Origin of the sequence: Nocardioides sp. NBC_00368 (genome assembly GCF_036090055.1) — a bacterium.
Lineage (GTDB): Bacteria > Actinomycetota > Actinomycetes > Propionibacteriales > Nocardioidaceae > Nocardioides.
The window spans coordinates 5609899-5636020 of sequence record NZ_CP107970.1; the positions used below are offsets into that span (position 1 = coordinate 5609899).

Here is a 26122-nt window from a genome sequence, read left to right on the forward strand (position 1 = left end):
CGATGACTGCAACTGCTGAGCCCATTTCTGGCGAGGTCGCCGCTCACCAGGTGGCCCTCTCCTTCGAGGACGGGGTGACCCGCTTCATCACCGTCCGCGAGGACCAGACCGTCGCCGACGCCTCCTACCGGCAGCGGATCAACATCCCGCTGGACTGCCGCGACGGCGCCTGCGGGACGTGCAAGGCGCTGTGCGAGTCGGGGGAGTACGACGGCGGCACCTACATCGAGGACGCGCTGTCGGCGGCGGAGGCCGCCGAGGGGTACGCCCTGCCGTGCTCGATGAAGCCACGCTCGGACCTCGCGCTGCAGATCGCTACCACCTCCGAGGTCGCCAAGACCGGGGCAGCGAGCTACACCGGCACCGTCGTCGGCCTGGACCGGCTGAGCCCGACCACGGTGGAGCTGTCCATCGACATCCCCAACCGCGGTGAGCTCGCCTTCCTGCCTGGCCAGTACGTCAACATCGCCGTCCCGGGCACCGAGGTCACCCGGTCGTACTCCTTCGCCAACGCCCCGCACGAGGAGCGGCTCGTCTTCCTGGTCAAGCTGACCGAGGGCGGCGCGATGTCGACCTGGCTGACCGAGCGCGCCGCCGTCGGCGACGAGGTCACCTTCACCGGGCCGAACGGCTCCTTCTTCCTGCGCGAGGCGCGCCGGCCGGTGCTGATGCTGGCCGGTGGCACCGGGCTGGCACCCGTGCTCTCGATGCTGCGCCAGCTGGAGGTCGACGGCTGCGACCGCGGCGGCCGGTTGGTCTACGGCGTCAGCACCGACGACGACCTGGTCAAGCTCGACGAGGTCGGCGAGCTGGTCTCGCGGCTGCCCGCCTTCACCTGGGACCACTGCGTCTCCGACCCCGCCTCGAGCGCCGCCAACAAGGGCTACGTGATGAGCCTGATCGGCGAGGAGGACCTCCACGACGGCGACGTCGCGATCTACCTGTGCGGCCCGCCGCCGATGGTCGAGGCGGTGCGTACGCACGTCGCCGATGCCGGCATCGAGCCCACCGGCTTCTACTACGAGAAGTTTGCCCTCGCCGTCCCCGCCCCTGCCGATGCATCCGCCGAGCCCGCACCTGTGGCCGCCGAGCCCGCACCTGTGGCGGCCGAGACTGCACTTGTGGCGGCCGAAACTGCACCTGTGGCGGCCGAGACTGCAGTTGTGGCGAACGAATGGAAGACCGACCCGGCGGCGCGAGCCATCGGCGGCCAGGAGATGTTCTCCGCTCGCGACCTGGAGCGAGCCGAGACCGATGCCGTGGCTCGTAACGACGGTGACGTCGTACGCCGCATCGCCGGCCAGCTGATGGCGCCGGTCGCGTTCGACGGCGCCGCCGGCGAGGTCGTCGACGGCGAGGATCTGATCCCGGCCGAGGGCGCCCGGCGGATCGGCGGCCAGGAGGTCTTCCCCGCCGCCACAACTGCAGACTCGGTCTCCACAACTGCAGACTCGACGACCAGAACTGAGGTCTCGGCCGCCAGAGGTGAGATCTCGACGACGGACGGCTACACGATCGGCGAGGAGCACCCGGACATCTCCGCGTCCGACGCGATCTTCGAGGCCCGGGCGGCGCTGGAGGTGGGGGCGCTCGATCTGACCATCGGGCGGCTGGACTCCCAGCAGCTGGCCGGCTACCGGCTGCTCGCCGAGTCGACCCTCCCGTACGTCGACGGCGACCGCTTCCTGGACGCCCACGGCTACACCGAGTCGAACGCGGCCTTCCACGACTACCTGTTCACCCTCACCGGCAACGGCCACCTGCTGGCCGCCTACCAGGCGCTCGGGGTGAAGGGCCGGATGGAGGATGTGCTGCGCAACGCCACCTGGTGCCACCCGCGGTGCACCCAGGACCACCTCGACATCGTCGAGGCCTTCGAGCGCGGCGACCGGATCGCCGCCCGCGACCTGATCAAGGCCCACAGCGAGCGGTCCCAGGAGACGATGCGGCGCGCGATGGCGGAGTCGGCCGCCGCGACCAGGCCGAGGTTCATCACCCCGGGCCGGTTCGCCGGGCAGGTCGTGGTGGTCACCGGCGCGGCCCAGGGCATCGGCGCCCAGGTCGCCCGCCGGGTGGCCGCCGAGGGTGGCAAGGTCGTCCTCGCCGACCGCTCCCCGCTGGTCGCCGAGGTCACCGACGAGCTCACCGGCCAGGGCGCGAGCGCCAGCGCGGTCGAGTGCGACCTCGAGCACTACGAGGGCGCGGCCGCCCTCGTGGAGCGGGCAGTCGCGACGTACGGCCGGATCGACGTGCTCGTCAACAACGTCGGCGGAGCGATCAACTTCAAGCCGTTCACCGAGTTCACCGCCGAGCAGATCGACGCCGAGATCACCCGGTCGCTGATGACGACGCTCTATGCCTGCCGGGCGGCTCTGCCGGGCATGGTCGAGCGTGGTCGCGGCGTGATCGTGAACGTGTCCTCGGCCGCGACCCGTGGCATCCACCGGATCCCGTACTCGGCCGCGAAGGGTGGGATCAACGCGATCACCGCCTCCCTCGCGCTGGAGTACGCCGGAGCCGGCATCCGGGTCACCGCGACGGCCCCGGGAGGTACGGAGGCTCCGCCACGCCGGATCTCCCGGGGCACACCAACGCCCCGGACGGACGCCGAGAAGGCGTGGTTCCAGGCCCACATCGACCAGACCCTCGAGACCTCACTGATGCACCGCTACGGCACGCTCGACGAGCAGGCCGCCGCGATCTGCTTCCTCGCCTCCGAGGAAGCCTCCTACATCACCGGCACGGTCCTTCCCGTCGCCGGCGGTGACCTCGGCTGAGCCACCAGGTTCCTCTCTCGGGGCCGTCCCTCCCCTCGCGAGCACGCTCGCGTCACCCATGGAGATCACCATGTCCGAAAACACCGACGAAATCGCCCGGGCCAGGACCGGGCGCCAGCTGTCCTGGGTCGTCGCGCTCTCCGCGCTGGCCCTGATGTTCGACGGCTACGACCTCGTGGTCTACGGCACGGTGCTGCCGACGCTCATGGCCGACCCCACCCAGATCGGGCAGCTCTCCGCGGGCCAGGCGGGCACACTGGGCAGCTACGCCCTGGTCGGCGTCCTCGTCGGCGCGCTGAGCGCGGGCGCGGTCAGCGACCGGATCGGGCGCCGCAAGGTCGTGCTCGCCAGCATCACCTGGTTCTCGCTCGGGATGGCCGCGACCGCCTTCGCGCAGTCGATCGCCGTCTTCGGCATCCTGCGCTTCCTCACCGGTATCGGGCTGGGCGCGATCCTGGCGACCGTCGGTGCCCTGGTCGCCGAGTTCGCGCCGCCGGAGCGGAAGAACCGGCTCAACGCGATCGTCTACAGCGGCATCCCCGCCGGTGGCGTGAGCGCCTCGCTGATGGCTCTGATCATCGACCCGAGCGGCTCCAACTGGCGGATCCTGATGGCGATCGGCGCCGCCCCGCTGGTCCTGCTGCTCCCGTTCGCCGTCGCCAAGCTGCCCGAGTCGCAGCTGTGGCTCGACTCCCGTGGCCGGGTCGCCGCGACCAGCACCGCCCAGGACGCGGTCGGCTTCGGTGCCCTGGCCCGCCGCCCGCTCGCCTTTCCGACCATCGTGCTCGGCCTGATGAGCTTCTCCGGCCTGCTGCTGACCTACGGCCTCAACACCTGGCTGCCGAAGATCATGGAGGACAACGGCTACGGCAAGGCGTACGCCCTCACCTTCCTGCTGGTGCTCAACGGTGGCGCCATCATCGGTGGCCTCCTGGCCTCGTACGTCGCTGACCGGACCGGCGCCAAGAAGGTGGTCTCGACGACCTTCGTGCTCGCCGGCCTGATGTTGTTGCTGCTGCCCCTCGGGCTGCCCCTCGCCGTCCTGTTCCCGGCGGTCGCGATCGCCGGCGTCGGCACGATCGGCACCCAGGTGCTCATCTACGGGCTCGTCGCCAACTACTACCCGACCCGGGCCCGCGGCGCGGGTGTCGCCTGGTGCGCCGGGTTCGGGCGCCTCGGCGGGATCGTCGGACCGATCATCGGCGGAGCCCTGGTCGCCGCCGGAGTCGGAGGCACGACCGCCTTCCAGATCTTCGCGGGTTTCGCGGTGCTCGGTGCGGTGGTCACCGTGGCGGTGCCGCGATCCCCGGAGGAGCCGGTCGTGACCGTCGCCCTCGACGAGGGTCTGCCTGCATGAAAGGGGCCTAGGGTGTGACCGTGCTCATCGAACGAGCTGGGTGTGTCGGTCGCGAGGACGAGCTCGTCGAGCTCACCTCGCGGCTGGCCCTGGCTCGCACCGAAGGCGCCGCCGCCGTCCTGGTCCTCGGGGACCCAGGGCTGGGGAAGACCGCGCTGCTCCGCGGCCTCGCCGACCGGGTCGCCACGCCGGCCCTGAAGGCGCGCGCGGGTGCCTGGGAGCAGGACTGTCCTGGCTCGGTGCTCCGCCAGCTGCTCGGCGGGGCTCCGCCGGCCGATCCGGTCGCCGCGGCCGACGCGCTGATGGCGCGAGCCCTCGAGCCCGCCGCGGCCGACGAGCCCGGTCTGGTCCTGGTCGACGACGCCGACCTCGCCGACACGCTCTCGCTGCAGGCGATCGCCTCCGCGCTGCGCCGACACCGTGACGCCCCCGTGCTGGTGGTGCTGGCGGCCACCCGCAGCACCCCGTTCCTCGGCGAGATCGCCGCCGAGACCGTACGCATCGAGGGGCTGGACGCGACCGCGGTCGGCGAGCTCGCGGCACTGCGCGGCCGGGTCCTGCACCCGGCGATGGCCGAGGTCCTCACCCGCCACACCGCCGGCAGCCCGCGGGACGCGGTCGCCCTGCTCGACGAGCTCCCGCCGAGCCGCTGGGCTCGGCCGGACACCCAGCTGCCGGCCCCTGTGCACGTACGCGACGAGGTTCAGCTCGCGCTCGCCGGCTGCGGTGCCGACGGGCGTGCGCTCGCCGAGGCCTTCGCGATCCTGGGGGAGGACGCATCCCTGGGGCAGGCCGCGAACCTCGCCGGGCTCGAGGACCCGTTGTCCGCCGTCGACGCCCTGGTCTCGGCCGGGCTCGTCGAGACGACCCGCGACCACCGCCCCCGCTGGCGTACGCCGCTGGTCGGTGTCGCCGTGCTGGGCACGATGGGCGCGCGCCGCGCCGCCGACGCGCACCAGCGTGCGGCGGCGATCGTCGACGACGAGGTCCGGCGGGCCCGGCATCTCGTCGCCGCGACCCCGGTGCCCGACGCCGAGCTCGCCGAGGAGGTCGCCCGACTGGCGCAGCGGCGGGGCGACGAGGGTGCCTGGGCGCAGGCGGCGGCCCTCTACCGCGACGCCAGCCGCCTCACCGAGGACCCGGTACGCCGCGACGACCGGCTGATCCGATCGGTCGACGCACTGGTCGCGGCGGGCGACGGCATGGGCGCGGCGGCGCTGGTGCCCGTCGTCGAGAGCCTGCGCGAGACGCCGCTGCGCGACGCCGTGCTCGCCTACCTGGCGATCCTGCGCGGCCGCGCCGCCGAGGCTGAGGTGCGGCTCAAGCGCGCCTGGGACATCGTCAACGCCGACCGGGAGCCGGAGACCGCCGCGCTGATCGCCACCCGCCACGTGCTGCACTCGTTGGCGCTGTGCCGTGGTGAGGAGCTGGTCACCTGGGCCGACCGGGCGATCTCGCTCGCCGGCCGCGACTCGGCGGCGGGCGTCGAGGCGGCGGCGATCCGCGGGCTCGGGCTGGCGATGTCGGGCCGGTTCGAGGAGGCCCACGAGGCGTACGCCCTGGCCGCCCGCCGTGTCGGTCACGGCGCCCAGACCCAGCGGGTCACGATGGGCCGCGGCTGGCTCGGTGTGCTCACCGACGAGCCCGACGAGAGCCGCAGCCGACTGGAGGGGGTCACCGACCCGCGGATCCTGGGCGGCTCGACGCGGATCGCGATGTGGGCGCTGGCCTGGCTGGCGCGCGTGCAGTTCCTCACCGGTGAGGGCGACGCGGCGCTGCAGACGGTCGCCGCCGGGCGAGCGCTCGCCACGACGTCGGGCATCGCCCTGGTCACCCCGCTCCTGGAGTGGACCGCCACCGAGACCCATCTGCTGCGCGGCAGCTGGGAGGACGCCGCCCGCACCGCCCGTGCCGCCGAGATCGGCGCGCAGGGCTACGAGATCATGCGGGTCCCCGCCCTGCTCGCTCGTGCCCACATCGCCGAGGCGCGCAGCGACTTCCGTGCCGTGCTCCGCATCCTCGAGCCGCTCACCCAGGCCCCGGCCGGCAGCGCGCTGACCGAGCCGGCGATCTGGCCCTGGGCCGAGACGTACGCCGCAGCGCTGGTCGCCGAGGGCCGCCTGGACGAGGCCGACGAGTTCCTGCGCCCGCACGAGACCCGCGCCCGCGAGGAGGAGCACCGCTCCGCCCAGGCCAGGCTCGCCACCGCACGTGGCCGCTGGCACGGCGCGCGCGGCGACCTCGCCGGGGTCCGCGACACCTTCGACCGCGCCCTCGAGCTCCTCGACGGGCTGCCGCTGCGCTACGAGCGCGCCCGGATCACCTTCGCCTACGGCCAGGCGCTGCGCCGTGCCGGACGCCGCCGCGACGCCGAGGCGCTGCTCTCGTCCGCGCGCGACCTGTGGGACGGTCTGGGCGCGTCGATGTACGTCGACGCCGCCGAGCGCGAGCTGCGCGCCGGGGGAGTGCGGGCACCGCGCGGCCAGCGCGGGCCGGTGGATCTGACACCCCAGGAGGAGACCGTCGCGGAGATGGTCGCCTCGGGCCTCTCCAACCGTGAGGTCGCCGCGCAGCTGTTCGTCTCGCCCAAGACCGTGCAGTACCACCTGACCCGCATCTACGCGAAGCTCGGCGTACGCAGCCGGACCGAGCTCGCCGCGCTGGCGGCCGAGCCGACGGAGGAGCCATGAGCACCGACCTCGACGTCCGGGACGCACCGACAGGCCTGAGGCGAGACCTGGGCCGTCACGAGCTGGTCAACGGCTTCATCGGCTTCCTGTTCTCCTGCACCGGACCGGTCGCGGTGATCCTGGCCGTCGGCCAAGGTGCCGGGCTCTCCGCCGCTGTCGTCGCCTCCTGGGTGAGCGCCGTCTTCTGCCTCAACGGGGTGCTGACGATCATCGCCTCGCGCTGGAGCCGGCAGCCGCTGGTCTACTTCTGGACCATCCCCGGCACCGTGGTCGTCGGCCAGGCGATGGCCGCCGGCACCACCTGGCCCGAGGCGGTCGGCGGGTTCGTCATGGCCGCGGCGCTGCTGGTCGCGCTGGCCCTGACCCGGCAGGTCGACCGGGTGATGCACCTGCTGCCGATGCCGATCGTGATGGCGATGGTCGCCGGCGTCTTCCTCCGCTTCGGCACCGACCTGGTCCTCGCCGTCGACCGCGACCTGGCGATCGCCGGACCGATGGTCGCCGCCTTCCTCGCGGTCAGCGCGATCCCGCGGCTGGCCCGCTGGCTCCCCGCGGTGCTGGTGGCGCTGGCGGTCGGTGCGGTCGCGGTCAGCCTCGCGGACCGGCCAGCCGTCGAGGTCTCCGGCCGCTGGGTGATCGACCCGGTCTGGACCGCACCGACCTTCACCGGGTCGGCCTTCGTCGAGCTCACCATCCCGCTGCTCATCACCGTCCTCGTCGTCCAGAACGGCCAGGGCATGGCCGTCCTGCGCGCCGCCGGCCACGACCCGAGGATGAACCAGGTGACCGGCTGGTGCGGGGTGACCTCGCTGGTCGCGGCCCCGTTCGGCGGGGTCTCCACCTGCCTGGCCGGGCCGACCAACGCACTGGTCACCGCCTCGGGGGAGCGGCGACGGCACTATGCCGCGGCGGTGTGGTGCGGCGTACTGGCCATCGGGTTCGGGCTGCTCGCCCCGGGCATGGTCCGGGTGATCACCACCATGCCCGAGGCGTACGTCGCCGCGCTCGGCGGCCTCGCCATGCTCAAGCCGCTCCAGGGTGCCTTCCAGACCGCCTTCAGCGGCCCTCACGTCACCGGCGCGCTGGTCACCTTCCTGGTGACCGTCGCCGACATCACCGTCCTCAACATCGGCTCAGCCTTCTGGGGGCTGGTGGTCGGTGTCGCGGTCAGTGTGCTGCTCGACCGCAACAGCAAGGAGAAGTCATGATCACGACCGACACCACCTACCCCGACGCGACCATGCGCTACGGCGCCACCGCCCGCCAGGTCGCCGACGTCTTCGAGCCGACGGAGGCGACCGACTCGCTCGTCCTGCTCCTCCACGGCGGGATGTGGCGTGACTCCGACCGGATGCGCACCTGGTCGGCCGGGCGGGCGCTGGCCGAGGCGGGCCATCTGACCGCGACGGTGGAGTACCGGCACGGCCCGGGCCAGTGGCGGCAGGCCTTCGAGGACGTTGAGACCGCGATCGAGTCGATCCAGCTCAGCGGCCGGGAGTGGACCGTCCACAACGACGCACCCCGCCGGATCACCCTGGTCGGACACTCCTCCGGCGGCCAGCTCGTCCTCTGGGCGGCCTCGCGCCCGGACACCCTGGTCACCGGCGTCGTCGCCCTTGCCCCCGCCGCCGCGCTGGCCGCGATGAGCGAGGACGGCCTCGGTGACGGCGCGGTCGAGGAGTTCCTCGGCGGCAGCCCGTCCGAGACGCCCGAGGCGTACGCCGCCGCCGACCCGCTCGGCCTCGCTCCTCGGGTCCCGGTGCGGGTCCTCCATGGCGCCGCCGACACCGTGATCCCGCTCGCGATCTCCGAGCGCTATGCGGCAGCACATCCCGGCGTACGTCTCGAGGTGGTCGACGCCGTCGACCACGCCGCCTGGGGCGACCCGGCCTCGTCGGCCTGGCCGCACCTGGTCACCGCGGTCAGAGAGGGATGAGGGTCGAGGCCAGCCCGAGCAGCGCGCAGGCACCGAGAGTGCGCAAGGTGGACCACTTGCGCCAGAACATGAGCGCGATCGCGACCGCTGTGATCGCGAAGGCGACCGGGTCCCAGGACGACAGGACGGGGAGGTCGAGGTCGACCGGGCCCCAGGCCAGAGCACGGGAGCGGTCGAACAGGGTGTGCAGCGCGAAGAACAGCGCGAGGTTGGCGATCACGCCGACCACCGCCGCGGTGATGCCCGTGAGCGCCGCGGTGAGGTGGTGGTTGTTCCGGAGCCGCTCGACGTAGGGCGCGCCGAGGAAGATGAACAGGAAGCAGGGCACGAAGGTCACCCAGGTCACCAGCAGCGAGGCGATCACGGCGGCGACCCAGGGGTCGAGCGAGCCGGGGTTGCGGTAGGCGCCCACGAAGGCGACGAACTGGACCACCATGATCAACGGTCCCGGGGTGGTCTCGGCGAGCGCGAGACCGCGGACCATCTCGCCGGCCTTCAACCAGCCGAAGACGTTGACGGCCTGGTGGGCGACGTAGGCCAGAACGGCGTACGCGCCTCCGAAGGTGACGACGGCGGCGCCCGAGAAGAACAGGCCCATGTCCACGAAGACGCTCGCACGGCTGAAGACGATCGCCGCCAGCGCCACCGGAGCGAACCACAGCACCAGTCCGAGCACGAGGATCTTCAGGCCGCGGACCTTCGAAGGGGCGTCGTGGTGCAGGGCGTCGTCGCTGATCAGCGGTGCCGGTCCGTCGTCCGCGCTGCCGTGGCCCTTGCTCTGGACGAAGGCGGGGACCCGGGTGCCGACCAGCCAGCCGAGCAGGCCGGCGACGACGATCACGACGGGGAACGGAATCTTGAAGACGGTCAGCGCCAGGAACGAGGCGATCGCCATCGCGACCAGGATCGGATGATGCAGAGCTCGTTTGCCGACCCGCTGCACGGCCTGGACCACGATCGCGATGACCGCCGGGGCGAGGCCGGCGAACAGCCCGGTCACGACGGCGGTCGATCCGGCGCCGACGTAGAGCGCCGAGAGGGCGAGAAGGGCGACGACTCCGGGGAGCACGAACAGGATCCCGGCGATCAGCCCGCCGAGGGTGCCGTTGAGCAGCCAGCCGATGTAGATGGCCAGCTGCTGGGCCTCGGGACCGGGCAGCAGCATGCAGTAGTTCAGCGCGTGCAGGAAGCGCTGCTGGCCGATCCAGCGCTTCTCGTCGACCAGCTTGTGCTGCATGACCGCGATCTGGCCGGCAGGTCCGCCGAAGGTCTGCAAGGAGATCGAGAACCAGGTGCGAGTCGCCTCCTGGAGCGGGATCACGTCACGGTTGCGGGTCTTCTCGGAGGTCATGGGGTGTCCGTTCCGGTGAGCAGGGTCCGTCGTGAGGAGGTGTGGACAACGTGGAAGGTCGAAGCGGTGTGCTCGAAGACATCATCGTCGTCGTGGACCACTCGTCGGGATCGGGGGTCTGTGCTCAGTGATGCGGGACGACGACGTCGTCGGCACGGTCGCCGGCATCGGGGTAGAGAGCCAGGATCAGGAGTACGCCGACAACGAGCCCGCCGAGCTGGGCGAGGACGAACGGCGCGACCGAGCCCGGCGCGATGCCGGCGAAGGTGTCGGAGAAGACCCGGCCGATCGTGACAGCAGGGTTGGCGAACGAGGTGGAGCTGGTGAACCAGTAGGCCGCGCCGATGTAGCCGCCGACCGCGGGCGCCGCGAGGGCGCCGCGGTCGCTGCGTACGAGGGCGAAGATCAGCGCGACCAGGCCCGCGGTGGCGACGATCTCGGCCACGAGGTGACCGCCGGTGGCGCGGTCCTTGGTCGAGATCGCCTGGTCGACGTCGAACATGACGTTGGCGAGCAGCGAACCCCCGATCGCTCCGAGGATCTGGGCGACCGCGTAGGCGCCGACCTCGGCGAGCGAGAGCCCCTTGCCGGTGCGGCGGCCGAGGAACCAGTCGGCGAGCGAGACGACAGGGTTGAAGTGGGCGCCGGAGACCGGGCCGAACATCAGGATCAGCGCGGCCAGCCCGAAGACGGTCGCCATCGAGTTCTCCAGGAGCTGCAGGCCGGTGTCTCCGGGGGAGAGCTGCTGCGCGGCGATGCCGGAGCCGACGGCGACGGCGACGAGCAGCGCACTGCCCAGGAACTCGGCCAGCAGGCGGCGCGGGAGGGAGGAGGTCACCCCGGCATTCTTGACTTCCGGAGATTGCTCAGTCAATATTGAGTCAATGGAGGTTGAAAGACAGGCCGAGCTGGAACGCCGGGCCAAGATACATGCCGCGCTCGGCGATCCCGTGCGGCTTCGCATCGTCGACAGCCTCCAGACGAGTGATGCCTCCCCCACAGAGCTCGCCGGGATGTTGTCCATCCCGTCGAACTTGTTTGCTCATCATGTGCAGACCTTGATGAGCGCAGGCGTCGTTTCCCGTCATCGTTCCGAGGGCGACGGGAGACGCACGTACCTGCACCTCGAGCAGGACACGCTCGAGAGCCTGGGCACCGCGTCCCCCGTGGCGGTGCCCAGGCGTGTCCTGTTCGTCTGCACGGGCAACTCGGCGCGGTCCCATCTGGCCGCCGCGCTGTGGCGCCAGGTCAGCACGATCCCGGCCGCATCGGCCGGCACTCATCCCGCCGATCGCATCAATCCCGGGACGGTCGACGCCGCTGCTCGCCACCACCTGGACCTCCCGATCGTCGAGCCCGCCCGTATGGACGACGTGCTCGCTCCCGAGGACCTGGTGGTCACCGTCTGCGACCGGGCCCACGAGACGGCGAAGGTCCCCGGTGAGCTGCACTGGTCGATCCCCGACCCGGTGGACAAGGGCCCCGAAGCCTTCGACGCCGCCTACCTCGAGCTGGAGCGCCGGGTCAGGGCCCTCGCCTCCCGCTTCGACTCCTGATCCCTGCTCTTCCCCACACCCCCACCCCAGGAGAAGCTCCGATGAACGCTGATCGATCGACGCCCGACGACAAGCCCGCCGTCCTCTTCCTCTGTATCGAGAACGCCGGCCGCTCCCAGATGGCGCTCGGCTTCTTCCAGCACTACGCCGGCGACCAGGCGATCGGCTGGTCCGGCGGCTCTGCGCCGGCAGCGGCGATCAACCCGGTCGCCGTCGAGGTCATGTCCGAGCTCGGGATCGACATCTCCGGCGAGTTCCCGAAACCCTGGACCGACGAGGTCGTACGCAGCGCCGACGCCGTCATCACCATGGGCTGCGGTGACGCCTGCCCGTACTACCCGGGCAAGCGCTACGAGGACTGGAAGGTCACCGACCCCAAGGGCGGCGGCATCGACCACGTACGCGGCATCCGGGACGAGATCGAGCAGCGGGTGCTCGGCCTGCTCGACGAGCTCGGCGTGACCCCCGCCCGCTCCGTCACGAGAGAGTGATCGGCGCCCGGCTGATCGTGAACAGCTCCTCGCTCGGAGCCGCCGGGCCGCAGCAGCCGCCACCGCTCTTCGTGCTGTCCGGGTCGTCGAAGACCCCGGCGCCGCCGCAGACTCCGGTGTCGGGGAGCTCCAGCTCGACCCGGGCGGCCGCGTCGTGGTCGCCGGCGAGCTCGGCCACCACGCTGCGTACCTGCTCGTAGCCGGTCATCGCCAGGAATGTCGGCGCCCGGCCGTAGGACTTCATCCCCACCAGGTAGAGGTCGGGCTCGGGCTGGGCGAGGTCCTTGGCCCCGGTCGCGCTGACCGAGCCGCAGGAGTGGATGTTGGGGTCGATCTGGACCGCGATGTTGCGCGGCGCCTCCAGCGTCGGGTCGAGGTCGAGCCGCATCTCGCTCAGGAAGCCGAGGTCGGGGCGGTAGCCCGTCAGGACGACCACCTGGTCAGCCTCGATGGTGCGTCCATCCTCGGCGGTCACCGTGGCGCCGTCGACCCGCTCCGTGCGGAACCCGGTCACCAGCTCGACCGAGCCGTCCTGGACCGCCTTCTTCGCGCGTACGCCGAGGGCACCCCGCTCCGGGAGCTCGTCGGCCTCGCCGCCGCCGAAGGTGTTGGTCGAGACCGCCCGGCGGATCGCCCAGGTGATTTTCGTTCCCGGGTGGTCCTTGGCGATGGCGGTGAGCTCGTTGACGGCGTTGAACGCCGAGTCACCGGCGCCGATCACGACGGTGTGCTTGCCGGCGTAGGTCGCGGCGTCGGCCCGGTCGGGCACCGCGTAGCTGACCTTGCCGGCTGCGTGGGCGGCGCGTTCGCCGAGCGCGGGGAGCCCGTCGGCCCCGGCCGGGTTGGGCCGGCGCCAGGTGCCGGAGGCGTCGATGACGGCCTGCGCCTCGATACGCTCATCTCGACAAGCTCGATACATCGCCTCGGAGCCGTCGGCGCTGGTCACGTGGAGGACGAACGGCTGCTCGGCGCGGTCCGCGTCGACCAGCCGGTCGCGGCCCTTGCGGGAGACTCCGGTCACCGTGGCGCCATAGCGGACGTGGGCCCCGAGAGCGTCGGCGAGCGGAACGAGGTAGCGCTCGCGCCACTGCGCGCCGGTGGGATACCCCTTCTCCGGCGCCTCCCAGCCGGTCGGCTCGAGCAGTCGGGCGGCGGCCTTGTCGACGAGCTCGGGCCAGGCCGAGAAGAGGCGTACGTGGCCCCATTCGGCGACGGCCGCGGCGGGCTCGCGTCCCTGCTCGAGCACGAGCGGGGTGAGGCCGCGCTCGAGGAGGTGGGCTGCGGCCGCGAGGCCCTGGGGTCCGGCGCCGATGACGGCAACAGGCAGGTCGGTCATGATGCTCCTCAGATTCAAGAACTTCGATATGTCGGCGACCTTAGGCGACGTATCGACGTTCGTCAATATCATTCGCTAGACTCCTGCCATGACCGTTCTTCCCGTGCTTCCCTCCGCCGCCGTCGCATGCTGCTCGCCGGTGACCGCCGGTGTCCTCGATGACGACCAGGCCGAGGCGCTGGCGCGGGTGTTCAAGGCGCTCGGCGATGCCAACCGGGTCAAGCTGCTCTCCATCATCGCGGCCTCCGAGGGTCAGGAGGCGTGCGTCTGCGACCTCACCGAGCCGGTCGGGCTGTCCCAGCCGACGGTCTCCCATCACATGAAGCTGCTCGTCGAGGCCGGACTGGTCGCCCGCGAGCAGCGCGGCCGGTGGGCCTACTTCTCCATCGTCCCCGGCGCCCTCGACTCGCTCGCGGGCGCTTTGGGCTCCCAGCCCTAGGTGTACTCGGCCATCACGTTGGTGACAGTCGGCTGATCGGTGGGAGTCCTGCGAGTGCGCTGTGGCGTCGAACAGTGTTGTAGCACTCGAGCCATGGGGAAAGCGCGGCGGCTCGGTCGGTGTTGGTGAGGTAGACCTGGCGGTAGGCCCACTCGGTCGCCAGGGTGCGGTTGTATCTTTCGACCTTGCCGTTCTGCCAGGGGCAATGGGGCTTGATGAACTTGTGCTTGGCTCCCAGCGTGGTGATCGCCTCAGCCACGTCGTTGGATCTGCGGTAGGAGAAGTGGTTGTCGGTGATGACCCGCTCGATGCGGGTGATGCCGTGGGCCGCGAAGTAGTCGGCGGCCCGGCGGATGAACCCTGCGCAGGTGGGGCCTTTCTCGTCGGGCAGGATTTCGGAGTAGGCCACTCGGGAGTGGTCATCGACCATCGAGTGCACGTAGTCGTAGCCGATCCGGGCCTGTTTCTTGGCCCAGGTTGACCCCATCTGACGGCCGTGGGCCTTCCAGCCGCCGCCGTCGGGGATCTTGCCGATCTTCTTGACGTCGACATGGACCAGCTCACCGGGCCGGTCGCGTTCGTAGCGCACCGTGGTGGTCTTCGAGGCCCGGATGACCTCCCCGGTCAACGGGTCACACTCACGCAGGTACGGGACGCGGTGGCGGCGTAGGACCCGGCCCACGGTCCGTGCTGGGACACCGAGTTCGGGCCCGAGCCAGTCCTGGCCGCGGCGCTCTTGGTGGCGCTTGACCACGATCGCTTCCTCGACTTCGGCCGGTGTCTGATTCGGGCAGTGGTGGGGACGCGAGGACCGGTCGTGTAGACCGGCTTCGCCTTCGGCACGGAACCGGGCGATCCAGCGGTGCGCGCACTGGCGCGAGACGCCTTGGGCCTTGGCTGCGTGCGCGACGGCCCAGTCGTCCTCGACGACTCGCTGGACCAAGAGTTGCCGGCCACGAAAGTTCAGCCGGGCATTACGGTGGGACACGAAGACCTCCGGACGGTGGATGACCTAGACAGCAACCACCGCACCCGGAGGTCTTCGCTACGTCAACAACCGACCCGGAGTGTCACCAACCTCATGGCCGAGTACACCTAGGCGTTCTGTCGGTGCCGGGTCGCCGGGTTCACCGGGTTGCCGCGGCGATGACCTCCAGCAGCCGGCGGTGGAGCTCCATGAGCTCCTCGACGCTCATGTCGAGGCGCTCGACGATCGCCGGCGGGATCTTCTCGGCGTCGTCGCGGAGCGCGCGGCCGCGTTCGGTCAGCACGACGGCGAGTGCGCGCTCGTCGTGCTTGTTGCGCTCGCGCCGGATGTAGTCCTGGGCCTCGAGGCGTTTGAGCAGGGGAGAGAGCGTGCCGGGATCGAGCTGGACCTTCCGGCCGAGCTCGGAGACCCGCAGCGACTCCTCCTCCCAGAGGGCGAGCATGACCAGATACTGCGGGTGGGTGAGGCCCATCGGCTCGAGCAGCGGTCGGTAGAGGGCGATGACGCTGCGGGCGGCGACGGCCAGGCCGAAGCAGACCTGTTGATCGAGCGCCAGCGGGTTCTCGATCTCCGAGAGGGGATCCTTCTTCGTCGGCATGTGAGTTAGCGTACCAATTATTGGTGCACAAACAATTTGTCTGGTAAGTATTGTGTTGTGAACGAGCAGCAGCGACGACCGCGACACCTGATGGACCCGGACAACCCGATCCGGCCGGTCAACGACAAGTCGCTGACCCAGGTGAAGCAGTGGGTCGCGTCCGTCCTCGTCGTCTTCACCGTCGCTCACCTGGTGGTCGGGCTGGTCATCGGGGCGGTGGCGATCGACCCGGTCTACCAGAGCTCACGGATCGGGCTGTGCGTCATCGCCGCGGGCTTCGGGGTGCTCGGTCTGGCCGGAGGGTTCCTGATCCACCGGCGCAACCCGCTCACGCCGTGGCTCGTCCTCGGACTCCTGCCCTCGGCGGTCGGGCTCTGGCTCGTGCTGCGCTGAGGACGGCGCCCCCAGGGGGAGCGCCGTCCTCGTCAGTGGGGAGGGTGATCGGTCAGAACAGGTCCGGGACGGTCCAGCCGTCGAGGTCGTACTCGGCCAGGAACTCGTCCGCGAAGCCCTTCATGGCGTCCGCCCCGCCGCGGTTCTGGGCGGCGAAGAGGAGCTCGGCCTTCACGTTCTCGTGGTTGCCGGAGTAGTTGCGCTCGTAGAGCTCGTGACGGCCGCCGAACTCGGAGCCGATCGAGTCCCACAGCGCCTTCATCACCTTCACCCGGTCGACGGCTGTGATCCCGTTGGAGCCACGGACGTACTTGTCGAGGTACGGCCGCACCCCGGGGCTCTTGAAGTCGGCGGCGCCGGAGGGCAGGTAGATCAGCCCGGAGGCGACGTCCTGCTCGATGATCTCCTTGACCCGCGGGTAGCCGTGGATCATGAACATCCGGTACGTCAGGCCGTACTCCAGCTTCGGGATGACCGCGTCGCCGACCCACGGCTCGGGGTCGCGAGCCATCGACTCGGTCAGCGACCAGAACAGGTTGCGCCAGCCGATGACCTCGCCCACCCGGGTCTGTACGCCACGGAAGCCGCCCGAGCCGGTGGCGTCGAGCGCCTTCATCAGCAGGCCGGCGATGAAGTCGAGCTTGACGGCCAGGCGGGTGCAGCCCTGGAAGGTGAACCGCGGCAGGAACCCCGACTGCGGGAAGAACGCGTTGATCCGGTCGACGTCGCCGTACATGAAGACGTTCTCCCACGGCACCAGCACCTTGTCGAAGATGAAGATGGTGTCGTTCTCGTCCATCCGGCTCGACAGCGGGTAGTCGAACGGCTCGCCGTTCCGGGCCGCCTGCTCGGTGTAGGAGGAGCGGCAGATCAGCTTGATCCCGGGGGCGTCCATCGGGACGGTGCAGATCAGCGCGAACTGCTTCTTGCGGATCGGCAGGCCGTAGTGCGCGATGAAGTTGTAGTTGGTGATCGCGCTGCCGGTCGCCACGACCTTGGCACCGGAGACGATCAGACCGGCGTCGGTCTCCTTCTCGACCTTCATGTAGACGTCGCCGACCTCGTCCGGCGGCAGCTGGCGGTCGACCGGCGGGTTGATGATGGCGTGGTTCCAGTAGAGGACCTTCTCCTGGGACTCGCGATACCAGCGCTCGGCGTTGTCCTGGAAGGGTGCGTACAGCTCCTTGTTGGCGTGCAGGGTGCCGAGGAAGCTGGCCTTGTAGTCGGGGGAGCGGCCCATCCAGCCGTACGTCATCTTCGCCCAGCGCGCGATCGCGTCGCGCTCCTTGAGCAGGTCCGCCGAGGAGGTCGGGGTCTTGAAGAACGGCATCGTGACGCCGCCGTTGCCGGTGTCGGTCGGCACGGTGAGCTCGTCGACGTGCGGGCCGGTGTGCAGGGCGTCGTAGAGGCGCGCGGTCATCCGCACCGGGTTGCGGAAGGCCGGGTGCGTGGTGACGTCCTCGACCCGCTCGCCGTGCAGGTAGATCTCGCGGCCGTCGCGCAGGCTCTCGATGTACTCGTCGCCGGTCATCGGCCGGGAGGCGAAGTTGGTCTGCTTGTTGGCCGGCGACTCGGCGGCCGGGTTGACGGTCGGCGGGCCGTCGGTCTGGGACTCGGGGGCGAGGGTGTCGGTCATGGTTCTCTCCTTGATGGGCTGTCGGTTGGCGTCAGTAGTGGGTGGATCGCGGGATCGCGGGGACCTCGACGGCGGTGAACGACGTGGTCGCGTCGAACCAGCCGGTGTGCGGGTCGTCCTGGCAGCCGAGCCAGACGACCTCCGAGGACGGGTTGCCGATGTGGTGGAAGGCGCTGTCGTGGAAGAGCAGCGGCTTGCGGTCGGTGGTGATCACCTCGACGACCTCGCCGAGGAACAGCAGGTGGTCGCCACCGTCGTCGGTACGCCACGGCCGGCACACCAGCGTCGCGGCGGTCCCGCCGAGCCGCGGCGCCGTCGTGCCCTCGCGCCAGGGGAGCGGGTCGCCGCACGGGCGTCCGGCGAAGTGCATCGCGACGTCGCTCTGGTCGGCCGCGAGCACGTTGACCGCGAAGGCGGCGCCCTCGAGATAGGCGGCCGCCTTGGACGTACGCGTCAGGGCGACCTGCACCAACGGCGGGTCGAGCGAGATCGGCGTGAAGGCCGTGACCGTGGCGCCGTGGTGGGCGCCGTCGGGGGTGCGGCAGGTGATCACGGTGACGCCGGTCGCGAAGCGGCCGAAGGTCGACCGCAGGGTGCGTGGGTCCATGGAGCTCCTCCTTCGTCGGGCCGCAGGACGTGTGGCGGCGGTCACGTTGGAGGACGACGGTAGGTCCGGATCGCGGTGGCGGCGATCCGCTGGGCGAAGGGGTTGTCCGGATTGCGCACCGGGTTTCCGGACGCTCTCGGCGGGAGGCCGATGCGCTGTTAATGTGAAGGACGTCACTAGGGGGTGGCAGATGAGCGTGACCGGCACTCTCACCGTTTCGTCCGGGTCCTCCGGGTCGCCCGGCGACATGGAGACCTTCTCCGACGAGGTCTCTCGGGCCTACTTCCCGCATGCCCTGACCATGCGCGGCCGTCCAGCTCGTCCTGCCGAGCTGCGTGCCGTCGACCTCGGCCCGGTCCGGCTCACCCGGATCGGCTGGGGCGCCGAGGTGTCGGTCGAGTCCGACCATCCGGGGGCCTGGGCGGTCAACGTCCCGCGCAGCGGTGTCCTCGAGGCCAACGTCGGTGGCGCCCACGTGCTCTCCCTCGACGGTCAGGCGACCGTGTGTCCTCCGGACCGGCCGACCAAGATGACGCGCTGGTCGGCCGACTGCTCGATCGTCGGGATGCGGGTCGAGCGCGACTACCTGGTCGAGGAGGTCGCCGCACTGGTCGGCCTGCACACCGACCGGCTGCCCGCCCAGCTCGACCTGCGCGCCGACGGCGCCCGTGCCTGGATCGGCCTGCTGGGCTCACTCGGCACCGAGGCGATGCGCAACCCGGCATTGGTGGGCGACGAGCGCGTACGTCACCGGCTGGCCGGGACGCTCACCGCGGCCTTCGTCGCGGCCTGCTTCCCCGAGGAGCCCGCCGTCGGCTCCGTCCAGCCCCGCATCGTCTCCCGGGTCGTGGAGGCCATGGAGGCCGACCCGGCCAGGGAGTGGACCGTCTCCGACCTGGCCCGCGAGGCCGACGTCGGCATCCGCCGGCTCCAGCAGGGCTTCCAGCGCTACCTCGGCCGCACCCCGACCCAGCGGCTGCAGGAGATCCGCCTCGAACGCGTCCACGCCGATCTCATCGCCAGCCGCGGCGACACCGTCGCCGAGGTCGCCTACCGCTGGGGCTTCACCCACCTCGGCCGCTTCGCCGCCGCCTACCGGCAGGCCTACGGCGTCGCCCCGTCACAGACGCTGCGCTGCCGCTGACCCCGTCTGCCGAGTCGGCTCGTCATGACGAGCCGACTCGGCGTGATCTCACAGTCTGCGGCTCACCTTCGGTAGCGGTAGGTGATCCGGCCTCGGTCGAGGTCGTAGGGCGTGAGCTCGACCTGAACTCGGTCGCCCAGCTCGATCCGGATGTAGTGTTTCCGGAGCTTCCCGCCCAGGTGCGCGAGGATCTCGTGGCCGTTCTCCAGCTCGACCCGGAAGGTCGCGGAGCGCAGACACTCCGTCACAGACCCTTCGATCCTGATCCCGCGGCTCATCGGCACACCAGCTCGACGAGCCCGCCCCTGCGCATGGCCTCGAATCGTGAAGCCAGGCCGAGCGCCGGGTTGTTGCCCTCGTCGACCTCGGCGATCGCCGAGTCGACACCGCGCCGATACAGCGCGTCGAGCGCGAAGGCGATCAGTGCAGTGCCGACCCCGCGACGCCGCTCGGACCGAAGCACGGCCACCAGACCGATGCGCGGCTGTCGGTCGCGACCGGTCACCCGGACGAGGCCCACATCCTGTCCGTTCCGCGTCGCCACCGCATAGTGGGAGGCGTCGAGGGATGTGCGCGGGTCGACGAGCTCGGTGGGCATTCGGTGCCAGCCGAGCTCGGCGTCCACCTCGTCGCGAACGCGGTCGTACAACGTCGTGAGCCGGTCCGGATCAGTCGCGCCGAACGGCTCGACGGTCACCCCGGACGGCGGAGATGGTTGCGGGGTGATGACGAAGACGGCTTCGCGACGATGTTCCGCGAAGCCCACGGACTCCCAGAGCGAGAGCCCATCGGCGTCCTCTTCGTCGACCAGGGTGAACGCAGGGCGCGGCAACCTGGACACGGCTTCGCGTGCGGTCGTGACGAATACGTCCGAGGCCCAGGCGTCGATGCTCAGGTAGGTGCGACCGTCGGGTCGTCGGGTGACGTCGGCCGGCACCGACGCAGACGTTTGTTCCATAGGAATGCCTTTCGGGAGTGCTGGGCACTCGCGACGGCTCCTAGGTCAGCCGATCTCCCGTGGCTCGGAGGGGAGCACCCACGCGTTGACTGCGTACACGGGTCTCACCTCCTTGGATCATCTGCCACCTTCGGTGGGGGAGACTACCCCATGCCGGTCAGTCGGCGCCGAGGCCGGCCAGGATGGTCAGCGCGCGGGTGAGCAGTGGGCTCCCGTCCCCGGCTCGGGTGGCGGCGACGAGCTCGACGCCGGGAGTTCCCGAGAGCGGGACGTAGACGACGCCCGGGACGGCCAGGGCTGCGGTCGGCTCGGGCACGATCGCGACGCCGAGGCCGGCTGCCACGAAGGTGACCAGGGTGGAGGTCTCGGCGACCTCGTGGGTGATGTGGGTGCTGATCCCGGCTTCGTCGAAGAGGTGCTCGATCATCGCGTTCATCGCCGAGCGGCCGCCGCCGGCGTGGATGACGAGGCCTTCGCCGTCGAGGTCGGGGATGCGTACGCGACGACGGGCGGCGAAACGGTGGTCCTTCGGCATCGCCACCAGCAGGCTCTCCTGGCGCACATGGGTGATCGAGAGGCCGGTGCCGGGGGAGGGACTCGTGGGCAGGGGACGGAGCAGACCGAGGTCGAGGGTGCCGTCGGTGAGCGCCGCGGCCTGGTCCGGCGAGAGCATCTCGCCCCGGAACCCGAACTCCACCTCGGGCAGCTCCGCGCGCAGGGTGCGCGCGAGGGCAGGGAGCAGCGAGTACGTCGCCGATCCGACGCACCCGATCAGCAGCCGCCCGCGCCGACCGGAGGCGATGCTGGCGGCCTCGTGCGCGGCGGCGTCGACGGCGCCGAGGATCTCCCGCGCCCGTTCCAGGTACGCAGCCCCTGCCGGTGTCAGGTCGACCCGTCTCGTCGTCCTGGTGAGCAGGGTCAGCCCCAGCTCGGCCTCGAGCTGGCGGATCTGCTGCGACAGCGGCGGCTGCGCCATGTGGAGCCGCTCGGCCGCCCGTCCGAAGTGGCGCTCCTCGGCGACCGCGACGAAGTAGCGAAGATGGCGCAGCTCCATGAACTCATACTCGCAGAGTCTCAGTCCGCCGGTAAGGCCCGCGCCGAGACATCAGTTCTGGCGCGCCGAGAAGGTAGTTGTGGGCGACGAAACGCCAGTTTCGTCGCCCACAACTACCTTCTCGGCTGCCACTTCAACCGACTCGGCGGGCTCAGGCTGGGAGCGAGTCGCCCTGGACGGCCTGGATGTCCAGCTCCACCTTGAGGGTCGTACCGATGGCGGCGACGCCGGCGGCGACGGCCTGGTTGTAGTTCATCGCGAAGTCCTCGCGCCGCAGCTGGGCGGTCGCACGGAAGGCGGCTCGGGTGCCGCCCCAGGCGTCCGGGCCGGTGCCGAGGTAGGCGACGTCGAGGTCGACGGGGCGGGTCTGGCCGTGCATCGCGAGGTCACCGTGGACGGTCCAGCGGTCCGCCCCGGCGGGGGTGAGGCCGGTGGAGCGGTAGACGATCTCGGGGAATGCGTCGACGTCGAGGAAGTCGTCGCTGCGGAGGTGGTCGTCGCGCATCCGGTTGCCGGTGTCGATCGAGGCGGCGCGGATGACCGCTTCGACGCGCGACTTCTCGAGGTGGTCGGGAGCGATCTCGACGACCCCGGAGAAGTCGGTCAAGCGGCCGCGCACGCTGGAGATGCCGAGGTGCTGGGCAACCGCGCCGACGGTGGAGTGGGCGGGATCGATGGTCCACGGGCCGGGAGGCGGCAGCGAGGTGTCGCCCTGGCGGGTCAGCGTGACGGTCCCGAGGGAAGCGAGGCCGGAGCCGGTCACCAGCGCGGTCGCCGCGGTGGGAGACCAGCCGATGGCGGTGACGATCGCGACGTACGGCCCGGGGGCGAGGACGGTGTCGTCGGTGACGACACCGTCCTCGTCGGCCTCGGCGCGCAGCACCTGACCGCCGGCCGTGTCAGTGAGGGTGACGACCGCGTGCGCCACGGGCCAGCCGTCGCGGGTGCGGATCCGTGCGGTCAGTGCCATCGCCGATCAGTCCTCGGGGTGGGAGAGGACGATCTCGTGGCCGTCGACACCGTGGCCGGTGAGGCTCACCGCGCCGGCCGCCGGCGGATAGCTGGTCGCCAGGACCGTGTAGTCACCGCTGTCGAGATCGGCGAAGGCGTACGCCCCGTCCGGGCCGGTCGTCGCGGTCCCGGCGACGTTGCCGGCCGCGTCGACCAGCGTCACCCGGGCGTCGGCGAGGGGTCCGAAGGCCGCCTTGACGACGCCGGTCAGCCGGGCGCCGGTGACCATCTCCACCTCGATCCGGGTCACCCCGGTGGCTCCGATCTCGATCGGCACCGCGTGCGGGCGGTAGCCCTCGGCGTTGACCGCCACCGTGGCCGGTCCCGGGACCAGCTCGTCGATGAAGAAGGTGCCGTCCGCAACGGTGGTGCCGGTGGAGAGCAGGTCGCCGCGTACATCGGTCACGATCACCATCGCGTCCTTGATCGGCGCGCCGTCCTCGCCGCCGCGCACGATGCCCTTGAGGCCGGTGGTGCCGCTGAGCAGGAGGTCGTACGCCACCGGCTCACCGCCCACGACCACCGTGGAGGCCTGCGGCTGGAAGCCGTCGGCGGAGGCGATCAGGACGTAGGTCCCCGCGCCGGGTGCGTCCACCGCGTAGGAGCCGTCGGCGTGGGCGACCGAGCGACCGAGCTGGCGCCCGGAGAGCGAGATCAGCGTGACCGCGGCGTGCGGGATCGGGATGTTCCCGGAACCGCGGACGGACCCGTGCAGCGGGATCCCGGTGGAGACGGGCGTGGAGACGGGCGTGGAGGCGGGCGCCGCGTGCTGCTCCGGCACCCCGGCTACGCCCTCCGCGACCGCGGCCGGCCCGTCGACCGAGGCAGCCTCCTCGGCGGCCTGGGCGAGCCCGCCCTTGGTCTTCAGCGGCACCTCCTTGATGAACACCACGAACAGCAGCGCGATCACGGCAGCGCCGGCGGCGACCAAGAAGATGTCGGCGATGCCGTGGCCGTACGCACTCTCCAGCACCGTCCGCAGCGGCTCGGGCACCTTGTCCATGTCCGGGATCTCTCCCGAGGTGCCCTGGGCGAGCGTGGCATAGCGCGGGCCGAGGTCCGCGAGACCGTCCGAGACGTAGTCGGTGACCCGGTGGGCCATCAGCGCGCCGAGCGCGGAGACGCCCATCGCGCCGCCGAGGCTGCGGAAGAAGGTGACCATGGAGCTCGCCGCACCGAGGTCGGCGGGGGCGACCTGGTTCTGGGTGGAGAGGACCAGGTTCTGCATCGTCATGCCGACACCGAGACCGAGGACGGCCATGAAGACGGCGACGTGCCAGTACTCGGTGTCGTAGCGGATCGTGCCGAGCAGGCCGAGGCCACCGACGATGAGGACGGCACCGACGACCAGCCAGGCCTTCCACCTCCCGGTGCGGGTGATGACCTGACCGGAGATGGTCGAGGAGAGGAACAGTCCGGCGATCATCGGGATCGTCATCACGCCGGCCATCGTCGGCGACTCGCCGCGAGCCAGCTGGAAGTACTGGCTGAAGAAGATCGTGCCCGCGAACATCGCCACGCCGACGAAGAGCGAGGCGAGCGAGGAGAGCGTGATCGTGCGGTTCGCGAAGAGCCGCAGCGGGATGATCGGCTCCTTGGCCCGAGACTCGACGAGCACGAAGACCAGCAGGAGCAGCACGGAGCCGCCGACCATGGCCGCGGTCTCCCAGGAGGCCCAGTCGTACTTGTCGCCGGCGAAGGTGACCCAGATGAGCAGCAGGGAGACGCCGGCGGCCATGAAGAACGCGCCGGCCCAGTCGACCTTGACGCCCTCGCGCCTGATGACGGGCAGGTGCAGGGTCTTCTGCAGGACGATGAACGCGATGACCGCGAACGGGATGCCGACGTAGAAGCACCAGCGCCAGCCGAGCGAGTCGGCGTCGGTGATGACGCCGCCGATCAGCGGGCCGCCGACGGTGGCGACCGCGAAGACGGCGCCGAGGTAGCCCGAGTAGCGGCCACGCTCGCGCGGCGAGATCATCGCCGCCATGATGATCTGGGCGAGGGCGGTCAGGCCGCCCATGCCGACGCCCTGGACGGCCCGCGCGGCGATCAGCTCGCCCGGGTTCTGAGCCAGGCCGGCGACGGCCGAGGCCGCCACGAACAGGACCAGCGCGATCTGCATGAGCAGCTTCTTGCTGAACAGGTCGGCCATCTTGCCCCACAGCGGGGTGGTGGCCGTCATGGTCAGCAGGGAGGCCGTGACCACCCAGGTGTAGGCGGACTGCCCGCCGCCGATGTCGGCGATGATCTCGGGCAGGGCGTTGGAGACGATCGTGGAGGAGATCATCGCCACGAACATGCCGAGCAGCAGGCCCGAGAGCGCCTCCATGATCTCGCGGTGAGACATGTGGAAGCCGTCGCCGGCCGCGCCTCCCGGCGGACCGGCGTGAGTCCGTTCGGCTGTCGTCGTTGCCATGGACTTCCCTTCTGTAGTGAGCTCAGCGGGGTTGAGCGAAGCGTTCGTTGCGTACGTGGGTGAGGGGGTGGGCCGGGCAGGCGAGGCTGTCGTGCAGCTTGGCCATCAGCCGGATCAGCTCGTGCACCTCGTCGTCGTCCCAGTCGCTGAGCCGCCCGGCGAGCAGCTCGGTGATGTGGTCGGCGAAGCCGGCGAGCAGGTCGCGTCCGGAGTCGGTGAGACGCAGCAGGCGCGAGCGTCCGTCGGCCGGGTTGGGGGAGCGTTCGAGCCAGCCCTGGTCGGCGAGGTACGACACGTGGCGGCTGGTCACCGAGATGTCGATGGCGAGCAGATCGGTGAGCTCGCTGATCGTCATCTCGCCGTGCCGGCTCAGCAGACCCAGCACGCCCGCGGACCCGGCCGGCAGGTCGGGCGGGAGGTTGCGGGCCAGGCTCTTCTTGACGGCCCCGACCTCGCTGAGTCGATGCATCAGGTCGCGGTAGGTCGCCTGCTCCATCATCGCCCCTCTGATTGGTTGACTTTTACAACCTTATGGAGGATAGGGGAACGATGCAAATTGCCACGCCGGACGAGGACGTGGTCGAACGAGCGATCAGGCGACGGTGCCGCGGGCGGCCCAGGCCGTCGCGGTCACGGTGATCGGGCCGTTCCCGAGCCGGCGCCGGGCGACCTCCTCGAGGGCCGTACGGCCGGCGTCGTCGAGGGACGCCACGTAGTCACCCGCCGGGCCGACGCCGAGGGTGTAGGGATCCCACCAGTCCTCGAAGGTCGGGTGAGTCACGCGGATGACCAGGCCGCTGGGCTCGACCTTGCGAAGGCCCAGCTTCTTGAACAGCTTCTCGAGGTCACCGAGCCGGGAACCGGCGAGAAGGGCCTCGTCCTCGGCCTCCGGATCGATCTCGTGCACGCACGCCCAGAACGGCGCGACAGCACCGGTGTCGCCGTCCCAGACGCACGCGGCGACGGTGCCGCCGGGACGGGTGACCCGGATCATCTCCTTGATCCCCGCCTCCGGGTCGGTCATGAAGTGCACGACCAGCTGTGCCAGCGAGACGTCGAACCAGTTGTCGGCGAAGGGAAGCGCCTCGGCCACGCCGGTGTGCACGTCCACCCTGGCCAGCTGCCGTGCGACCGCCTCGATGAAGGGCGGTGAGGGGTCGACGGCAGCGACCAGGTGGGCCTCGGTGAGCGTCACCAGGTGCCGGGTGAGCGTGCCCGGCCCGCAGCCGACGTCGAGCACGCGCTGACCCATGCTGACCCGGGCGAAGTCGGCGAAGTGGGGTGCAAGGGGTTCGGCGTAGCGCCCCATGAAGCGGGCATACCTCTCAGCGGCGACGTCGAAGCCCATGCTTCAGGCTAGGACCGCCGCTCGCCACGCCGA

The 26122-nt window shown here is 70.8% G+C and carries 25 protein-coding genes; 10 read left to right on the top strand and 15 right to left on the bottom strand.

Features of this window, described 5'->3' with window-relative positions:
• Window positions 1-2 precede the first annotated feature (2 nt).
• The 5 genes from benC (at window position 3) to OG984_RS26870 (ending at window position 8760) form a co-directional block, all read left to right on the top strand.
• Window positions 3-2777 (top strand): benzoate 1,2-dioxygenase electron transfer component BenC, encoded by a 2775-nt coding sequence (gene benC / locus OG984_RS26850; RefSeq protein WP_328529146.1) that lies wholly within the window; start codon window positions 3-5, stop codon window positions 2775-2777.
• Window positions 2778-2847: 70 nt separating this feature from the next.
• Window positions 2848-4134 (top strand): MFS transporter, encoded by a 1287-nt coding sequence (locus tag OG984_RS26855; protein WP_328529147.1) that lies wholly within the window; start codon window positions 2848-2850, stop codon window positions 4132-4134.
• 20 nt (window positions 4135-4154) lie between these two features.
• The gene (locus tag OG984_RS26860) at window positions 4155-6824 is read left to right on the top strand and encodes a helix-turn-helix transcriptional regulator (protein WP_328529148.1); all 2670 of its coding nucleotides are present in this window, start codon (window positions 4155-4157) and stop codon (window positions 6822-6824) included.
• Window positions 6821-8032: a benzoate/H(+) symporter BenE family transporter gene (locus OG984_RS26865; protein ID WP_328529149.1), complete on the top strand. Its 1212-nt coding sequence runs from the start codon at window positions 6821-6823 to the stop codon at window positions 8030-8032. Before OG984_RS26860 ends, OG984_RS26865 begins: the two co-directional genes overlap by 4 nt.
• On the top strand, window positions 8029-8760 hold the full coding sequence (locus tag OG984_RS26870) for an alpha/beta hydrolase family protein (protein ID WP_328529150.1): 732 nt from the start codon (window positions 8029-8031) through the stop codon (window positions 8758-8760). The genes OG984_RS26865 and OG984_RS26870 overlap by 4 nt, the downstream gene beginning before the upstream one ends.
• On the opposite strand, the gene chrA is transcribed toward OG984_RS26870, so the two are convergent.
• The 3 genes from chrA to OG984_RS26885 form a co-directional block, all read right to left on the bottom strand.
• Window positions 8747-10111 (bottom strand): chromate efflux transporter, encoded by a 1365-nt coding sequence (gene chrA, locus OG984_RS26875; RefSeq protein ID WP_328529151.1) that lies wholly within the window; start codon window positions 10109-10111, stop codon window positions 8747-8749. The two genes, OG984_RS26870 and chrA, sit on opposite strands and share 14 nt — an antisense overlap.
• Before the next feature lie 124 nt (window positions 10112-10235).
• Entirely contained in the window at window positions 10236-10949 is a 714-nt protein-coding gene (locus OG984_RS26880; RefSeq protein WP_328529152.1) for an MIP/aquaporin family protein, read from the bottom strand.
• Between the two features lie 43 nt (window positions 10950-10992).
• Window positions 10993-11160: a hypothetical protein gene (locus OG984_RS26885; protein ID WP_328529153.1), complete on the bottom strand. Its 168-nt coding sequence runs from the start codon at window positions 11158-11160 to the stop codon at window positions 10993-10995.
• A 12-nt stretch (window positions 11161-11172) separates the two neighbouring features.
• Here OG984_RS26885 and OG984_RS26890 point away from each other — a divergent pair, with 12 nt between their 5' ends.
• Window positions 11173-11667 (top strand): arsenate-mycothiol transferase ArsC, encoded by a 495-nt coding sequence (locus OG984_RS26890; protein WP_328529154.1) that lies wholly within the window; start codon window positions 11173-11175, stop codon window positions 11665-11667.
• 41 nt (window positions 11668-11708) lie between these two features.
• Window positions 11709-12158: an arsenate reductase ArsC gene (locus tag OG984_RS26895; RefSeq protein WP_328529155.1), complete on the top strand. Its 450-nt coding sequence runs from the start codon at window positions 11709-11711 to the stop codon at window positions 12156-12158.
• Here OG984_RS26895 and OG984_RS26900 read toward each other — a convergent pair.
• On the bottom strand, window positions 12145-13494 hold the full coding sequence (locus tag OG984_RS26900; protein ID WP_328529156.1) for an NAD(P)-binding domain-containing protein: 1350 nt from the start codon (window positions 13492-13494) through the stop codon (window positions 12145-12147). The genes OG984_RS26895 and OG984_RS26900 overlap by 14 nt on opposite strands.
• An 88-nt stretch (window positions 13495-13582) precedes the next feature.
• On the opposite strand from OG984_RS26900, the gene OG984_RS26905 reads away from it, so the two are divergent.
• Window positions 13583-13933, top strand: a complete 351-nt coding sequence (locus OG984_RS26905) for an ArsR/SmtB family transcription factor (RefSeq protein WP_328529157.1) — start codon at window positions 13583-13585, stop codon at window positions 13931-13933.
• A 13-nt stretch (window positions 13934-13946) separates the two neighbouring features.
• On the opposite strand, the gene OG984_RS26910 is transcribed toward OG984_RS26905, so the two are convergent.
• Window positions 13947-14921 (bottom strand): IS481 family transposase, encoded by a 975-nt coding sequence (locus OG984_RS26910; protein WP_328528435.1) that lies wholly within the window; start codon window positions 14919-14921, stop codon window positions 13947-13949.
• Between the two features lie 139 nt (window positions 14922-15060).
• Window positions 15061-15519 (bottom strand): MarR family winged helix-turn-helix transcriptional regulator, encoded by a 459-nt coding sequence (locus OG984_RS26915; RefSeq protein WP_328529158.1) that lies wholly within the window; start codon window positions 15517-15519, stop codon window positions 15061-15063.
• 57 nt (window positions 15520-15576) lie between these two features.
• On the opposite strand from OG984_RS26915, the gene OG984_RS26920 reads away from it, so the two are divergent.
• The gene (locus tag OG984_RS26920; RefSeq protein WP_328529159.1) at window positions 15577-15912 is read left to right on the top strand and encodes a hypothetical protein; all 336 of its coding nucleotides are present in this window, start codon (window positions 15577-15579) and stop codon (window positions 15910-15912) included.
• A 52-nt stretch (window positions 15913-15964) separates the two neighbouring features.
• Here the strand turns inward: OG984_RS26920 and OG984_RS26925 are convergent, their stop codons facing one another.
• The gene (locus OG984_RS26925; protein WP_328529160.1) at window positions 15965-17548 is read right to left on the bottom strand and encodes a 4-hydroxyphenylacetate 3-hydroxylase family protein; all 1584 of its coding nucleotides are present in this window, start codon (window positions 17546-17548) and stop codon (window positions 15965-15967) included.
• A gap of 31 nt (window positions 17549-17579) precedes the next feature.
• Window positions 17580-18155, bottom strand: a complete 576-nt coding sequence (locus OG984_RS26930; RefSeq protein WP_328529161.1) for a flavin reductase family protein — start codon at window positions 18153-18155, stop codon at window positions 17580-17582.
• Between the two features lie 190 nt (window positions 18156-18345).
• Here OG984_RS26930 and OG984_RS26935 point away from each other — a divergent pair, with 190 nt between their 5' ends.
• Window positions 18346-19299: an AraC family transcriptional regulator gene (locus OG984_RS26935; RefSeq protein WP_328529162.1), complete on the top strand. Its 954-nt coding sequence runs from the start codon at window positions 18346-18348 to the stop codon at window positions 19297-19299.
• A gap of 62 nt (window positions 19300-19361) precedes the next feature.
• On the opposite strand, the gene infA is transcribed toward OG984_RS26935, so the two are convergent.
• The 7 genes from infA to OG984_RS26970 form a co-directional block, all read right to left on the bottom strand.
• Complete coding sequence (gene infA / locus OG984_RS26940; protein WP_442940930.1) at window positions 19362-19577, bottom strand: translation initiation factor IF-1; 216 nt, start codon at window positions 19575-19577, stop codon at window positions 19362-19364.
• Window positions 19574-20257 (bottom strand): GNAT family N-acetyltransferase, encoded by a 684-nt coding sequence (locus OG984_RS26945; protein WP_328529164.1) that lies wholly within the window; start codon window positions 20255-20257, stop codon window positions 19574-19576. The genes infA and OG984_RS26945 overlap by 4 nt, the downstream gene beginning before the upstream one ends.
• A 157-nt stretch (window positions 20258-20414) precedes the next feature.
• Window positions 20415-21311, bottom strand: coding sequence for a LysR family transcriptional regulator (locus tag OG984_RS26950; RefSeq protein WP_328529165.1), 897 nt, complete (start codon window positions 21309-21311; stop codon window positions 20415-20417).
• Window positions 21312-21462: 151 nt separating this feature from the next.
• On the bottom strand, window positions 21463-22281 hold the full coding sequence (locus OG984_RS26955) for a YceI family protein (protein ID WP_328529166.1): 819 nt from the start codon (window positions 22279-22281) through the stop codon (window positions 21463-21465).
• Between the two features lie 6 nt (window positions 22282-22287).
• Entirely contained in the window at window positions 22288-24741 is a 2454-nt protein-coding gene (locus OG984_RS26960) for an MFS transporter (protein ID WP_328529167.1), read from the bottom strand.
• A 22-nt stretch (window positions 24742-24763) separates the two neighbouring features.
• Window positions 24764-25237 (bottom strand): MarR family winged helix-turn-helix transcriptional regulator, encoded by a 474-nt coding sequence (locus OG984_RS26965; protein ID WP_328529168.1) that lies wholly within the window; start codon window positions 25235-25237, stop codon window positions 24764-24766.
• A gap of 96 nt (window positions 25238-25333) precedes the next feature.
• Window positions 25334-26089 (bottom strand): class I SAM-dependent methyltransferase, encoded by a 756-nt coding sequence (locus OG984_RS26970; protein ID WP_328529169.1) that lies wholly within the window; start codon window positions 26087-26089, stop codon window positions 25334-25336.
• Between the last annotated feature and the right edge of the window lie 33 nt (window positions 26090-26122).

Coding starts and splice junctions, on each gene's coding strand:
- benC (WP_328529146.1), top strand. CDS start 3: ATGACTGCAACTGCTGAGCCCATTTCTGGCGAGGTCGCCGCTCACCAG.
- OG984_RS26855 (WP_328529147.1), top strand. CDS start 2,848: ATGTCCGAAAACACCGACGAAATCGCCCGGGCCAGGACCGGGCGCCAG.
- OG984_RS26865 (WP_328529149.1), top strand. CDS start 6,821: ATGAGCACCGACCTCGACGTCCGGGACGCACCGACAGGCCTGAGGCGA.
- OG984_RS26870 (WP_328529150.1), top strand. CDS start 8,029: ATGATCACGACCGACACCACCTACCCCGACGCGACCATGCGCTACGGC.
- chrA (WP_328529151.1), bottom strand. CDS start 10,111: ATGACCTCCGAGAAGACCCGCAACCGTGACGTGATCCCGCTCCAGGAG.
- OG984_RS26885 (WP_328529153.1), bottom strand. CDS start 11,160: ATGATGAGCAAACAAGTTCGACGGGATGGACAACATCCCGGCGAGCTC.
- OG984_RS26890 (WP_328529154.1), top strand. CDS start 11,173: ATGAGCGCAGGCGTCGTTTCCCGTCATCGTTCCGAGGGCGACGGGAGA.
- OG984_RS26895 (WP_328529155.1), top strand. CDS start 11,709: ATGAACGCTGATCGATCGACGCCCGACGACAAGCCCGCCGTCCTCTTC.
- OG984_RS26900 (WP_328529156.1), bottom strand. CDS start 13,494: ATGACCGACCTGCCTGTTGCCGTCATCGGCGCCGGACCCCAGGGCCTC.
- OG984_RS26905 (WP_328529157.1), top strand. CDS start 13,583: ATGACCGTTCTTCCCGTGCTTCCCTCCGCCGCCGTCGCATGCTGCTCG.
- OG984_RS26915 (WP_328529158.1), bottom strand. CDS start 15,519: ATGCCGACGAAGAAGGATCCCCTCTCGGAGATCGAGAACCCGCTGGCG.
- OG984_RS26925 (WP_328529160.1), bottom strand. CDS start 17,548: ATGACCGACACCCTCGCCCCCGAGTCCCAGACCGACGGCCCGCCGACC.
- OG984_RS26930 (WP_328529161.1), bottom strand. CDS start 18,155: ATGGACCCACGCACCCTGCGGTCGACCTTCGGCCGCTTCGCGACCGGC.
- OG984_RS26935 (WP_328529162.1), top strand. CDS start 18,346: ATGAGCGTGACCGGCACTCTCACCGTTTCGTCCGGGTCCTCCGGGTCG.
- infA (WP_442940930.1), bottom strand. CDS start 19,577: ATGAGCCGCGGGATCAGGATCGAAGGGTCTGTGACGGAGTGTCTGCGC.
- OG984_RS26945 (WP_328529164.1), bottom strand. CDS start 20,257: ATGGAACAAACGTCTGCGTCGGTGCCGGCCGACGTCACCCGACGACCC.
- OG984_RS26950 (WP_328529165.1), bottom strand. CDS start 21,311: ATGGAGCTGCGCCATCTTCGCTACTTCGTCGCGGTCGCCGAGGAGCGC.
- OG984_RS26955 (WP_328529166.1), bottom strand. CDS start 22,281: ATGGCACTGACCGCACGGATCCGCACCCGCGACGGCTGGCCCGTGGCG.
- OG984_RS26960 (WP_328529167.1), bottom strand. CDS start 24,741: ATGGCAACGACGACAGCCGAACGGACTCACGCCGGTCCGCCGGGAGGC.
- OG984_RS26965 (WP_328529168.1), bottom strand. CDS start 25,237: ATGGAGCAGGCGACCTACCGCGACCTGATGCATCGACTCAGCGAGGTC.
- OG984_RS26970 (WP_328529169.1), bottom strand. CDS start 26,089: ATGGGCTTCGACGTCGCCGCTGAGAGGTATGCCCGCTTCATGGGGCGC.